This window comes from Achromobacter sp. KK8 (genome assembly GCF_054188005.1).
Genome location: NZ_CM135178.1, coordinates 3,459,168 through 3,470,598, shown reverse-complemented (window position 1 = coordinate 3,470,598; position 11,431 = coordinate 3,459,168). Strand labels below are relative to the sequence as shown.

Annotated in this window: 11 protein-coding genes; 1 reads left to right on the top strand and 10 read right to left on the bottom strand. The window is 68.0% G+C overall.

Annotated features, from left to right (window positions below):
- Positions 1–145 precede the first annotated feature (145 nt).
- From phoU to rmuC, 5 genes are all read right to left on the bottom strand, one after another.
- The gene (gene phoU, locus ACVN9Z_RS16040) at positions 146–871 is read right to left on the bottom strand and encodes a phosphate signaling complex protein PhoU (protein ID WP_458212391.1); all 726 of its coding nucleotides are present in this window, start codon (positions 869–871) and stop codon (positions 146–148) included.
- A 151-nt stretch (positions 872–1,022) separates the two neighbouring features.
- Positions 1,023–1,703: a ribose-5-phosphate isomerase RpiA gene (gene rpiA, locus ACVN9Z_RS16035; RefSeq protein ID WP_049055496.1), complete on the bottom strand. Its 681-nt coding sequence runs from the start codon at positions 1,701–1,703 to the stop codon at positions 1,023–1,025.
- Between the two features lie 36 nt (positions 1,704–1,739).
- On the bottom strand, positions 1,740–3,404 hold the full coding sequence (locus ACVN9Z_RS16030) for an isovaleryl-CoA dehydrogenase (protein WP_458212390.1): 1,665 nt from the start codon (positions 3,402–3,404) through the stop codon (positions 1,740–1,742).
- Between the two features lie 54 nt (positions 3,405–3,458).
- Positions 3,459–4,988 carry an amidase gene (locus ACVN9Z_RS16025; RefSeq protein WP_006384050.1) on the bottom strand — a complete coding sequence of 510 codons (1,530 nt, stop codon included), beginning with the start codon at positions 4,986–4,988 and terminating at the stop codon, positions 3,459–3,461.
- Positions 4,989–5,176: 188 nt separating this feature from the next.
- Positions 5,177–6,490, bottom strand: coding sequence for a DNA recombination protein RmuC (gene rmuC, locus ACVN9Z_RS16020; protein ID WP_223203341.1), 1,314 nt, complete (start codon positions 6,488–6,490; stop codon positions 5,177–5,179).
- Between the two features lie 231 nt (positions 6,491–6,721).
- Between rmuC and ACVN9Z_RS16015 the strand changes: the two genes are divergently transcribed.
- Positions 6,722–7,456 carry a PhoP regulatory network YrbL family protein gene (locus ACVN9Z_RS16015; RefSeq protein WP_049058827.1) on the top strand — a complete coding sequence of 245 codons (735 nt, stop codon included), beginning with the start codon at positions 6,722–6,724 and terminating at the stop codon, positions 7,454–7,456.
- A 36-nt stretch (positions 7,457–7,492) separates the two neighbouring features.
- Here the strand turns inward: ACVN9Z_RS16015 and ACVN9Z_RS16010 are convergent, their stop codons facing one another.
- The 5 genes from ACVN9Z_RS16010 to ACVN9Z_RS15990 are packed head-to-tail and all read right to left on the bottom strand — an operon-like array spanning position 7,493 to position 11,426.
- Positions 7,493–8,173 carry a DNA-3-methyladenine glycosylase gene (locus ACVN9Z_RS16010; RefSeq protein ID WP_035181090.1) on the bottom strand — a complete coding sequence of 227 codons (681 nt, stop codon included), beginning with the start codon at positions 8,171–8,173 and terminating at the stop codon, positions 7,493–7,495.
- A gap of 49 nt (positions 8,174–8,222) precedes the next feature.
- Positions 8,223–8,579, bottom strand: coding sequence for a Spx/MgsR family RNA polymerase-binding regulatory protein (locus ACVN9Z_RS16005; protein ID WP_006384054.1), 357 nt, complete (start codon positions 8,577–8,579; stop codon positions 8,223–8,225).
- Positions 8,576–9,385, bottom strand: coding sequence for an ABC transporter permease subunit (locus tag ACVN9Z_RS16000; protein WP_006384055.1), 810 nt, complete (start codon positions 9,383–9,385; stop codon positions 8,576–8,578). Before ACVN9Z_RS16000 ends, ACVN9Z_RS16005 begins: the two co-directional genes overlap by 4 nt.
- Complete coding sequence (locus tag ACVN9Z_RS15995; protein ID WP_006384056.1) at positions 9,382–10,302, bottom strand: ABC transporter permease subunit; 921 nt, start codon at positions 10,300–10,302, stop codon at positions 9,382–9,384. Before ACVN9Z_RS15995 ends, ACVN9Z_RS16000 begins: the two co-directional genes overlap by 4 nt.
- Positions 10,299–11,426, bottom strand: a complete 1,128-nt coding sequence (locus ACVN9Z_RS15990) for an ABC transporter ATP-binding protein (RefSeq protein WP_006384057.1) — start codon at positions 11,424–11,426, stop codon at positions 10,299–10,301. Before ACVN9Z_RS15990 ends, ACVN9Z_RS15995 begins: the two co-directional genes overlap by 4 nt.
- Positions 11,427–11,431: the final 5 nt, after the last annotated feature.

Below are 11,431 nucleotides of genomic sequence, written 5' to 3'. Positions count from 1 at the left end.
GCGCCGTGGCGCCTGGGGTTTTTTGCCGCCGGGCCGCCCCAAGGCAAAAACGTCCCCTCGGGGGGGCAGCGACCCGCGCAGCGGCGGAGCGTGGGGCTTTTTCTGTTGCCTCCCGGCAGGACGGGCGGCGCGGCCGCCGCGGCGATCAGTCGTCCTGCCCGGGGGTATCCTCTTCGCCGCGCGCCAGGCGCTCGGTGTTCTTGACGCCGGTGTGGCGCACGTCCGCGCCCTTGACCATGTAGATCACGCGCTCGGACATGTTCTTGGCATGGTCGCCGATGCGTTCGAGGGCGCGGGCGATGAAGATCATGTCGATGGCGCCCGAGATGGTGCGCGGGTCTTCGATCATGTAGGTGATCAGGTGGCGCAACGCGCCCTTCCATTCCTTGTCCACTTCCTTGTCGCTGCGCACCACGGCGGCGGCCAGGATGGGGTCGAGGCGGGCGAAGGCGTCCAGCGCCTGGTGCAGCATGGTGCGCACGTTGGCGGCCATGTGGCGCAGTTCGATCACCGGGATGTGGCGGACTTCGGACTCGTGGATGCGGCGGGCCACGGTGGCCACCTTCTCGGCCTCGTCGCCGGAACGCTCCATGTCCGTCAGCATCTTGGACACGGCCATCAGCATGCGCAGGTCGATCGCGGTGGGCTGGTGGCGGGCGAGGATGCGGCTGATGCTTTCGTCGATCTCCACTTCGTGGCGATTGACTTCCTTCTCGCGCTCGCGCACTTTCTCAACCAGCGTCAGATCGCCGCTGGCCAGCGCATCGATGGCCTCCTGGATCATGGCTTCGACCACGCCGCCCATTTGCAAGAATTGCGAACGGACGCTTTCCAGGTCAGCGTCGAACTGCTTGTTTGTATGCTCCGTCATCCGGGCTCCCTGCGTGGTTGATCTCATTGCATTGCCCCGATAAGAAAGCGTTTCGTGTGTGGGCCTGCACAACCCGCAAGGTTATGACCCAAGTGTGACAGGATTATGAATCGCGGCCGGACCGCCCGCAAGGGCGGTCGGCCATGCCCACTCAGGCGCGGCGGTCCAGGCGGCGGATGCCGTTCTGCGTGGCCAGCAGCGCCACGTCGGCGCCGGCGATCGCGAACAGGCCGCAGGTGACCACGCCGGGCAGATTGTTGACGCGGGCTTCCAGGCCGGGCGCATCGGTGATCGACAGGCCGGCCACGTCCAGGATGATGTTGCCGTTGTCGGTCACGAAGCCCTCGCGCAGGCGCGGCTGGCCGCCCATGGCCGTCATGGCGCGGGCCACCGCCTCGCGCGCCATCGGAATGACTTCGATCGGCAGCGGGAACTTGCCCATGACCTCGACCAACTTGGACTCGTCGACGATGCAGACGAAGCGGTCGGCCACCGAGGCAACGATCTTCTCGCGCGTCTGCGCGCCGCCGCCGCCCTTGATCATGTGCAGGTTGGCGTCGATCTCGTCGGCGCCATCGACGTAGATCGGCATCGACGTGACGTCGTTCAGGTCCAGCACTTTCAGGCCATGGCCGGCCAGCCGCGCGGCGCTGCGCTCGGAGCTGGCGACCGTGCCGCCGATCCGACCCTTGAAACGCGCCAGGCCGTCGATGAAGAGATCGGCCGTGGAGCCGGTGCCGACGCCGATGATGACGTCGGGGCCGGCGACCTGTTCAACGAGTTCCAGGGCGGCGTCGGCGGCTTGCTGCTTGAGTTCTTGCTGGGAGAGCATGGCGATGCGGAAAAAAGGTGGTTGAAGCCGGGAAATTTAGCATGCGGCCGCCGCCGGCCAAGCCCGCGCCAGGATCGTCCCGACGTCCAGGCCCCCCCCCAGCTCGCCGAACACGCCGCCCACTCCCCCCAGGCGGCTGCCGACGAACCCCTGCGCCACCGGCCCCGGCGCGTGCCGGATCAGCAGCGCCGCCTGCCACAGGCACGCCAGGCCGCAGGCGATGCGCCTGGCCTGGAACTCCGCCTGCGCCGGGTCCGCCAACAGGGCGCGCCACCGCGCCAGCGCGGCATCGAACTCGCGGTACTGGCCGAGGGCCGGGGCGAACTCGCCTTCCAGCGCGGGCAGCGCCTCGGGCTCGCGCTGCAAGGCACGCAGCACATCCAGCGCCATGACATTGCCGGACCCTTCCCAGATGGAATTGACCGGCGTTTCGCGATACAGCCGCGGCATCGGTCCCTCTTCGACGTAACCGTTGCCGCCCCATGCCTCCATGCATTCGGCCACCGCCGCGATCGCGCGCTTGCAGACCCACAGCTTGGCGGCGGGCGTGCCGACCCGCGCCAGCGCGCGCGCGCCGGCGTCGCCACGCTCGTCCACCGCGCGCGCCAGGCGCAGCGCCAGCGCCTGGGCGGCCTCCGACTCCAGCGCGAGGTCGCCCAGCACATTGCGCATCAGCGGCTGCGCCAGCAACGGCTTGCCGAAAGCCTGGCGGTGGCAGGCATGGTGCAGCGACTGCACCAGGGCCTGGCGCAGCAACGCGGCGCTGCCCAGCACGCAATCGAGGCGGGTGGTGGCGGCCATCTCCAGCAGCACCGCCAGGCCGCGCCCGGGTTCGCCGACCATGACGCCCCACGCGTCCTCGAACTCGACCTCGGCGCTGGCATTGCTGTGATTGCCCAGCTTGTCCTTCAGGCGCCGGATGCGGACCGCGTTGCGCGGGCCTTCCGGAATCCAGCGCGGCACCAGAAAGCAGCCAAGGCCCTCGTCGGTCTGCGCCAGCACCAGATGGGCGTCGGCCTGCGGCACCGAGAAGAACCATTTGTGGCCCACCAGCAAATAGGCGCAACCGCGCCCGATCGCGCCCAGCGGCGCGGCGCGTGTCGTGACCGCGCGCAGGTCGGAACCGCCCTGCTTCTCGGTCAGGCCCATGCCGATCAGCGCGCCGCGCTTGCCGGCCAGCGGCGCGTCGGCGCCGTCGAATTCGCGCGAATAGAGCGCGGGCAGCCAATCGCCGATGTAGTCGATCACGCCCGCCGGCTCGCGTTGCAGCAGAGGCACGGCGGCAAAGGTCATGGTGGTGGGACACAGCGTGCCGGCCTCGACCTGGCCTTGCATCAGGTAGGCCGCCGCCCGCGCCACCTGCGCCCCCGGCACCGGCTGGGCCCAGGCGCGGCTGTGCAGGCCGCGCGCCACGATGCCGCTCATCAACAATTGCCAGGCGGGATGGAAATCGACATGGTCGATGCGATGGCCGGTCCGGTCATAGGCCCGCAGCCGCGGCGGATAGCGGTTGGCGTCGACGCCGGCGGCCAGGGTCTGGGCGCGGCCGAGCCAGGCCCCATGCGCGCCGAGGTCGCCGAGCCAGGCGCCAGCGCCCTCGCGGACCGCCGCCTCGCGCAACGCCGGGTCGGTCTCGAACAGCGAATAGTCTTCCAGGGGCGGGACCTGGTTGAGTACGGTATGGGTCACGAACGACGGCATGCTGGCTCCTCTTCGTTGATGCGCCGTGCTTGCCGGCGCGCCCCGCCCGGCGGCCTATCTGGCGATGGGCGCCACCCGCTGCCAGGGCCGCAGGGCCTCGACCTGGGCGGCCAGTTCCAGCAGCCAGGCCTCGCTGCCCAGCGGGCCCATGACCTGGATGCCGATCGGCAGGCCGTCGGCCGACAGGCCGAACGGAATGGAAATGGCGGGCATGCCCGTCAGGTTGGCCAACGGCGCGAACGGCGAATAGCCGATCACGCCCTTCTTGCCCAGGCGATAGGCCAGGTAATCGGCGTTGTCCATCGCATAGCGGCCGATGGGCGCCGGCAGTTGCGCCAACACCGGCGACAGGAACAGGTCGTGGCCCTGCGTGCCCTCGCGATGCAGGAAGCGGCCGATGCGGCGCGTGATCTCGTGGCAGGTATCGACGCAAGCCACGTACTGCGCGCCGGAAATCGCGCGGGCGTACTCGCGCGCGCCCAGCGTGGTCGGCTGCAATTCGTCTGCGGCAAGACGACGATTGCGCGCGCCGACGAAGCTGTCGATGGCATTGGCGGCGGCGCTGGCGATCAGCGGCAGCATCGGCGACAGCACTTCCTCGGAACCCACCGGCGGCGCGGCCACCACCAGTTCGTGGCCCAGGCCGGCGAACAGGCGCGCGGCCTCGTCGACCGCCGCCGCGACCTCGGGATGGATCGCTTCGCCTTCGTAGGTGGTGTTGATATAGGCAATGCGGCGGCGCGGCGATGAGCGCGGATCCGCCGACACCCGCGCCACGATGTCGCGATAGGATTCGCCTGGCCTGGCCGGCGCCGCATACGGCGCGCCGACGTCGGCGCCGGCGCTGATATCCAGCGCCGCCGCGCAATCGCGCACCGACAGCGTCATCATGTGTTCTGTCGCCAGGCCGCCCCAGCCCTCGCCCTTGAGCGGCCCCAGCGGCATCATGCCGCGCGACGGCTTCAGGCCCAGCACGCCGCAACACGAGGCCGGAATGCGGATCGAGCCGCCGCCGTCGCTGCCATGGGCGATGCGCACCATGCCGCTGGCCAGCGCCGCCCCTGCCCCGCCACTGGAACCGCCGGCGCTGTGGCCGGCCTTCCAGGGGTTCTGGGTCGGCGCGCCGTAGACCGGCGATTCGCTGGTGGGGCTCAGGCCCAGTTCGGCGCTGGTGCTGCGGCCGAAAGGGATCAGGCCGGCGCGGCGATAGCGCTTGACGATTTCAGCGTCGACATTCCATTCAACCTGGCCATACAGCACCGAGCCCATGGCGCTGGGCAACCCCAGCGCGGCGGTGCCCAGGTCCTTGAGCAAGGTCGGCACGCCCAGGAACGGACGCTCGCGCAGCAGCGCCAGCCGCTGCTCGGCCGTCAGCGTCGCCAGCTCATCGTCCAGCGCGCGGGCCAGGTCCAGGCCCAGCTCGGCCTGCACGCCGCACGCCGCGTTGATCGACGGATTGCGCGCCGCCACCCGTTCCACCGCCTGTTGCATCGCGGCCTGCGCCGTGGTGGCCCCCTGGGCGATCTCGGCGCCCAGCGCCATCGCGTCGAAGGAAGAGGAATCAACTCGGTCAGCCGTGCCCATGCTTACGATGCTCCAGATATCGACGGCGGAATGCCGCAAGTATGAGGATATCGGCAGAGCGCCCGGGTCACAAGCTCGGCCCCGGAGGGCGCCACGCCGGGCCGCGGGGGGGAAACGGCGCCCGGGCGATGGCCGCTGATGGCGGCGCGGCGACGCAGGCGCGTAAGGCCGGCAGCCGGGCGCGCCTGTCAGGCGCCGGAAGCGGGCGCCGCGGGCGCGTCGCCCTCGGCCGCGGTCTCGTCGGCGGCGCCTTCGCCGCCCAGCAGGCGCAGCGCCTCGGCTTCGGGCAGCGCTTCGACGCTTTTCAGATTGCGCAGCATGGCGCGCGTGCGCACCTCGGTCTGGCCGATCTTGCTGCTGGCGGTGTCCAGGGTCTTCTTCACGCCGGCCAGCGCGTCACCGAATTTGCCGAATTCGGTCTTGACCGCGCGCAGCACCTGCCAGACCTCGGACGAGCGTTGCTCGATGGCCAGCGTGCGAAAGCCCATCTGCAGGCTGTTGAGCAGCGCCGCCAGGTTGCTGGGCCCGGCCACGTTGATACGCAGGTCGTGCAGTCGATCCAGCAGCCCCGGGCGCCGCAACACTTCGGCATACAGGCTTTCGGTGGGCAGGAACATGATGGCGAAATCCGTGGTGTGCGGCGGCGCCACGTACTTGGTGGCGATCAGGCGCGCCTGCAGTTCGACCGCCTTGGCCAAGGCAGCACCGGCCGCCTTCACGCCCTCGGCGTCGGCCGCCTCCTGCGCATCCATCAGGCGCTCGTACTCTTCCTTGGGAAACTTGGCGTCGATCGGCAGCCAGACGGGCATGCCGCCATCGCCGCGCCCCGGCAGGCGGATGGCGAATTCGACCACCGCGTCGCTGCCCGGCACCGGTTTGATATTGCTGGCGTACTGCTCCGGCGTCATGTTGTCTTCGATCAGGCGCGCCAATTGCACTTCGCCCCAGGTGCCGCGCGACTTGACGTTGGTCAGGACCCGTTTCAGGTCGCCCACGCCCGCGGCCAGCGCCTGCATTTCGCCCAATCCCTTGTGCACCGCTTCAAGGCGGTCGGAAACCTGCTTGAATGATTCCCCCAGGCGCTGCTCCAGGGTGGCGTGGAGCTTCTCGTCGACCGTGCGACGCATATCATCGAGCTTGGCGCTGTTGTCATTCTGCAACGCTTGCAAACGCTGATCGACCGTCTCGCGCACCTCCATCAGGCGCCGCTCGTTGATCTGTATCAGCCCTTGCAACTGCTCGTTGAACCCGGCCGCGAAGCGCGCCAGTGATTCGGCCGATTCCACCCGCGCCGCCTGGGCATCGCGGGTCAGCGCCGCGCGCAGCTCGCCGTGGGATTGCGCCAGTTCCTGCCGCAGGCCGCGGGTCGATTCCGAGAACTCGGCGCGCAGACCGCGCTGGCCCTCGGCGATATCGGCGCGCAGCGCGCGCTCGGTGCGTTCCAGGCCGTCCAGCAAGGCGTCCAGGCGATCATCGCGAGCCGGGCGCGACAGCCAGGCCATCAGGGCCGCCAGGCAGGCCAGTACCGCGCCGCCGGCGGCGACCCAGAGCAGAACTTCGTTTGACAAAACGGACCCTCAACGCTGCGCGCCCACGCCGGGCGCGTGAAATTATAGGGCGGCATACCCGGCCCTCTGTAGCTATCCGAAACGACTTTCCCGGCACGCAGAAAAAACCAAAAGCAAACAACAGCATTAAACTGTTAACAACGTATGTATAAACCTTAAAAACAGTTGAATACAGCTGATTTCCCCACGTACTGTCCGCCTCCCGTCGCCTTCGAATCGATTTTCGGTCCATTGAATCTCAATGACGAAACTCCGGTCGCGGTGGGCGGGGACCGTCATATCTTCCAGCATCCCCATGCCCCTTCCCTGTTGGTCAAGGTCATGGACATGCAGGCGCGCGCGATTTACCTCGAAGCCCGGCCGTTCAAGCGCTGGTACAAGCAATACCAGCGCGAAAGCGCCTATCGCGTCTACCTGAACGAAATCACGGAATACGTCACCACGACCACGCGCCCGTCCGGCGTCTGGCAGGTGCCGATGGCGCGCATTCTGGGCGTGGCCCAGACCACACTGGGCCTGGGCCTGCTGGTCGAGAAAATCACCGATGAAGCGGGCAATATCGCCCCCACCCTGGCGGACCTGGCGCCCCAGGGAACAATGGATGCGGCCCTGTCGGCGCAACTGGATGAGTTCATCGAGGACCTGGCCGACGCGCACGTGGTGCTGCACGACCTGACCGCCAGCAACATCGCCTGTGGCCAGAACGCGGAAGGCCGGTCGGGGCTGTTCCTGATCGACGGGTTCGGTGTCTTGCCGCTGGTGCCCATCTATGCGTGGAGCAAGCGCATCAACCGCCGGCGCATCCAACGCAAATACGCCGAGATGCGGGCCGGCATGGCCGAGCGCGCCCGCAAGGCGGCGCAACAGGCGGGCACGGGCGGCTCCGGCCCCCAGGGCTGAAGGCCGCGGCCCGGCGGCAAGCGCGCCGCACCCGCCTCAGGGCGCCTGCTTGAGCGGCGCCCCCTGCCGGTCGACCCAGTGATAGTCCCGTCCGGCCACTTGCCCGCGACGCAAGGGGTTGCGCGTGCACCAGGCCGCATAGGCCGGATCGACGTAGCGGTATTCCAGGTGTTCGTCGCGCCCGGGCGGGATGCCAAGCCGGGCGGTGCTGATCAATGCCTGCGGCGATTCGCCCACGTCTTCGACGTACAGCGCGTCGGGGTCGAAGCGCCGCGCATCCCAGTCCGGCACCTTCAGGCCCAGCGCGCGGCACAGCAGCGTCTGGCCCGCGCACAGGCGCGCCGGCAGGCGCGGACGGCCCTGGGCATCGGGATTCAAGGCCTGCATGCGGGCCAGCGCCTCGGGGCCCGAGAGCGCGTCGACCCAGGGATAGCCGGACTTGATCAGCACCGCGTTGCCCGGCCCGCCCGCGCTGAAATTGAGCGAGTCGCCGCCGCGCGCGTAATACATGTAGACCACGCCGCCGTCCATGAACAGGGCGCGGCGCTTGTGGGTATAGCCGAGCGAAGCATGGCTGCCCTTCTCTTCCAGGTAGTAGGCCTCGGTCTCGATGATGCGCGCCGACAGCCACAGGCCGTCGACCCGGTGGCGCACCACCTTGCCCAGCAGTTCGCGCGCCAGCTGGCGCGCGTCGCGATTGAAAAAGGCATCGGGCAACGCCTTGCCGGCGCCGCGCGATGCCTTGTCGGGCTTGCCCGCCACGGCGTCAGGCGAAGCGTTCGCCGTAGCGCTTTTCGCTGAAGCCGACGCCGACTTCGCCATCCGGCGTGACCGCTACCGGGCGGCGCACCAGTGCCGGGAACTCGGCGATCAGCTTGGTCCACTGCGCGTCGGTGCTGGCCGTCTTGCGATCGTCCGGCAGGTTGCGCCAGGTCATGGAAGCGCGGTTGACGAGTTTTTCCCAGCCGCCGAGCTGGCCGGCCCATTCCTTCAGGGTGGCGGCCGGCACCGGATGGTCGCGGTAGTCGATGAACTGGTGGTCGACGCCGTGCGCGGTCAGCCACTCGCGCGCCTTGACGCAGGTGCTGCACTTGGTCAGGCCATACAGGGTGGTTTGCTTCATTTGGGTTCGGACTCCTTGCGCCATTGCATGCGGTTGGCCAGGATGACGCAGGTGCCCACCGCCAGGATGAACAGCGTCGCCAACGCATTGATCTCGGGTTTCAGGCCCAGGCGCACGCGCGAGAAGACTTCCATCGGCAGCGTGCTGGAGCTGGGGCCGGACAGGAACGACGCCAGCACCACGTCGTCCAGCGACAACGTGAAGGATAGCAGCCAGGCCGAGGCCAGTGCCGGCGCGATCAGCGGCAGCGTGATCTTGAAGAACACCGTGATGGGCGTGGCGCCCAGGTCCAGCGCGGCTTCTTCCAGCGAACGGTCGAGGTCGCGGATGCGGGTCTGGATCACCACCGCCACGAAGGCCATGCACAGCGTCACGTGGCCGACCCAGATGGTGAAGATGCCGTTCTCGGCCGGCCAGCCCAGATGGCCGCGCAACTCCACGAACATCAGCAGCAGCGAGATGCCCAGCACCACTTCGGGGATCACCAGCGGCGCGCTCAGCATGCCCACGTACAGCGCGAAGCCGCGGAAACGGCCCATGCGTCCCAGCACGTAGCCGGCCCAGGTGCCGATGATGACGGCCGCGGTGGCGGTCATGGCGGCGATGCGGAACGACAGCCAGGCCGCGCGCAGCAACGCGTCGTCGTTGAACAGCGAGTGATACCAGCGGAACGAGAAACCGGTCCAGGAGGTCACGGCGGGCGATTCGTTGAACGAGAACACCATCAGGCTGATGATGGGCACGTACAGGAAGAAGTAGCCCAGCCCCAGCACCACCGCGCGCAAGGTCTTGTTGGGACCGTTCATTTGCGCCCCCCGTTGGCCAGTTCCTGCTGCTTGACCTGGTTGTACTGGAACAGCGCCAGCGGCACCAGCAACAGCAGCACCATCACGCAGGTCACCGCAGAGGCCATCGGCCAGTCGGTATTGTTGAAGAACTCGTTCCACATGACGCGGCCCATCATCAGCGTGTTGGCGCCGCCCAGCATTTCGGGAATGACGTATTCGCCGACCGCCGGGATGAACACCAGCATGGCGCCGGCGATGACGCCCTGCCGCGACAGCGGCACGGTGATCTGCCAGAACGCCTGCCAGGGCCTGGCGCCCAGGTCGTAGGCGGCTTCCAGCAGGCGCAGGTCCATCTTCACCAGCGTGGCATACAGCGGCAGGATGAAGAATGGCAGGTAGGCATAGACCATGCCGATATACACGGCCAGGTCGGTGCGGTAGATCTCCAATGGGCTGGAGATGATGCCGAGCCATTGCAGGAAGTTGTTCAAGAGACCGTCGTTGCGCAGGATGCCGACCCAGGCGTACACGCGCAGCAGCAGCGAGGTCCAGAACGGCAGGATCACGCCCAGCAGCAGCAGGTTGCGCACCCGCGGCGACGATCGCGCGATGTAGTAGGCGATGGGATAGCCGATCAGCACACAGGCCAGCGTGGTGATGGCCGCGATCTTTACCGAACTGAGGTAGGTGGCGAAATACAGGCTGTCGGTGAACAGCAGGATGTAGCCGCGCAGGTGCAGGCTGAACTGCACCGCCTCGTCCTTGAATTCGGCCAGCGAGGTGTACGGCGGAATGCCGAACTTGAGCTCGGCGAAGCTGATCTTGAACACCAGCAGGAACGGCACCAGCAGGAACAGCACCAGCCAGGCGAACGGCGGCACCACCGCCAGCGTCCGGCCCGAGGGCAGCCAGTCGCGGGGCGAGAAGCGGCTCATGACGCCAGCACCGTCGCGCTGTCGGCGTCCCAGCTGACGAAGATCTCTTCGTCGATGCCCGGGGCGTCCAGTTGGGCCAGTTGCAGGCTGGGCACGCTGGCCTCGACCATGGCGCCGGAATCCAGGCGGATCTGGTAGAGCGCGTAGCTGCCCATCCATGCCATGTGGCTGACCATGCCGTGGGCCCAGTTGTATTCGCCCGCCGGCTGTTCGCGCGACACCACCATGCGCTCGGGGCGGATGGAGACGTGCACGTCCATGCCCAGCGGCTCGCTGACGCCGTGGCTCACGTACAGCGGGCGGCTCAGTTCGGGGCTTTCGATGGCGACGTGGTCGGGTTCATCGACCACGATGGTGCCGGTGAACATGTTGGTCGAGCCGATGAAGCTGGCGACGAAGCGCGAGTTCGGGAAGGCATAGACGTCCTGCGGCGTGCCGCACTGCACGATCTGGCCCTCGGTCATGACCGCCAGGCGGTGCGCCATGGTCATGGCCTCTTCCTGGTCGTGGGTGACCATGATGCAGGTCACGCCGACCTGCTCCAGGATCTTGACCAACTCGATCTGGGTCTTCTGGCGGATCTGCTTGTCCAGCGCCGACATCGGCTCGTCCAGCAGCAGCAGCTTGGGCCGCTTGACCAGGCTGCGCGCCAGCGCCACGCGCTGCTGCTGGCCGCCGGACAGCTGGTTGGGCTTGCGGCGCGAATAGCCGGCCATCTGCACCAGGTCGAGCGCCTCGAACACGCGGTCGTGGATTTCGGCGCGGTCCACGCCTTCCTGCTTCAGGCCGAAGGCTACGTTGGCCTCGACCGTCATGTGCGGGAACAGCGCGTACGACTGGAACATCATGTTCACCGGCCGCCGGTACGGCGGCACGTTGGTGATGTCCTCGCCATCGAGCAGGATCTGGCCCGAGGTGGCTTCCTCGAAGCCGGCCAGCATGCGCAGCAAGGTCGACTTGCCGCTGCCGGAGCTGCCCAGCAACGCGAAGATCTCGTTGCGCTTGACCGAGAGGTTGACGGAACGGACGGCGACCACGTCGCCGAAGATCTTGACCACATCGGCGACCCGGACGAACTCGTCCGGGTCGGCCGCATGCTGCGCCGAGTAACGGCTATCGCTCATGATGC

Bases quoted from the DNA above. Each gene is read 5' to 3' on its own strand.
- phoU (WP_458212391.1), bottom strand. From the start codon at position 871: ATGACGGAGCATACAAACAAGCAGTTCGACGCTGACCTGGAAAGCGTC.
- rpiA (WP_049055496.1), bottom strand. From the start codon at position 1,703: ATGCTCTCCCAGCAAGAACTCAAGCAGCAAGCCGCCGACGCCGCCCTG.
- ACVN9Z_RS16030 (WP_458212390.1), bottom strand. From the start codon at position 3,404: ATGCCGTCGTTCGTGACCCATACCGTACTCAACCAGGTCCCGCCCCTG.
- ACVN9Z_RS16025 (WP_006384050.1), bottom strand. From the start codon at position 4,988: ATGGGCACGGCTGACCGAGTTGATTCCTCTTCCTTCGACGCGATGGCG.
- rmuC (WP_223203341.1), bottom strand. From the start codon at position 6,490: ATGGCCTGGCTGTCGCGCCCGGCTCGCGATGATCGCCTGGACGCCTTG.
- ACVN9Z_RS16005 (WP_006384054.1), bottom strand. From the start codon at position 8,579: ATGAAGCAAACCACCCTGTATGGCCTGACCAAGTGCAGCACCTGCGTC.
- ACVN9Z_RS16000 (WP_006384055.1), bottom strand. From the start codon at position 9,385: ATGAACGGTCCCAACAAGACCTTGCGCGCGGTGGTGCTGGGGCTGGGC.
- ACVN9Z_RS15995 (WP_006384056.1), bottom strand. From the start codon at position 10,302: ATGAGCCGCTTCTCGCCCCGCGACTGGCTGCCCTCGGGCCGGACGCTG.
- ACVN9Z_RS15990 (WP_006384057.1), bottom strand. From the start codon at position 11,426: ATGAGCGATAGCCGTTACTCGGCGCAGCATGCGGCCGACCCGGACGAG.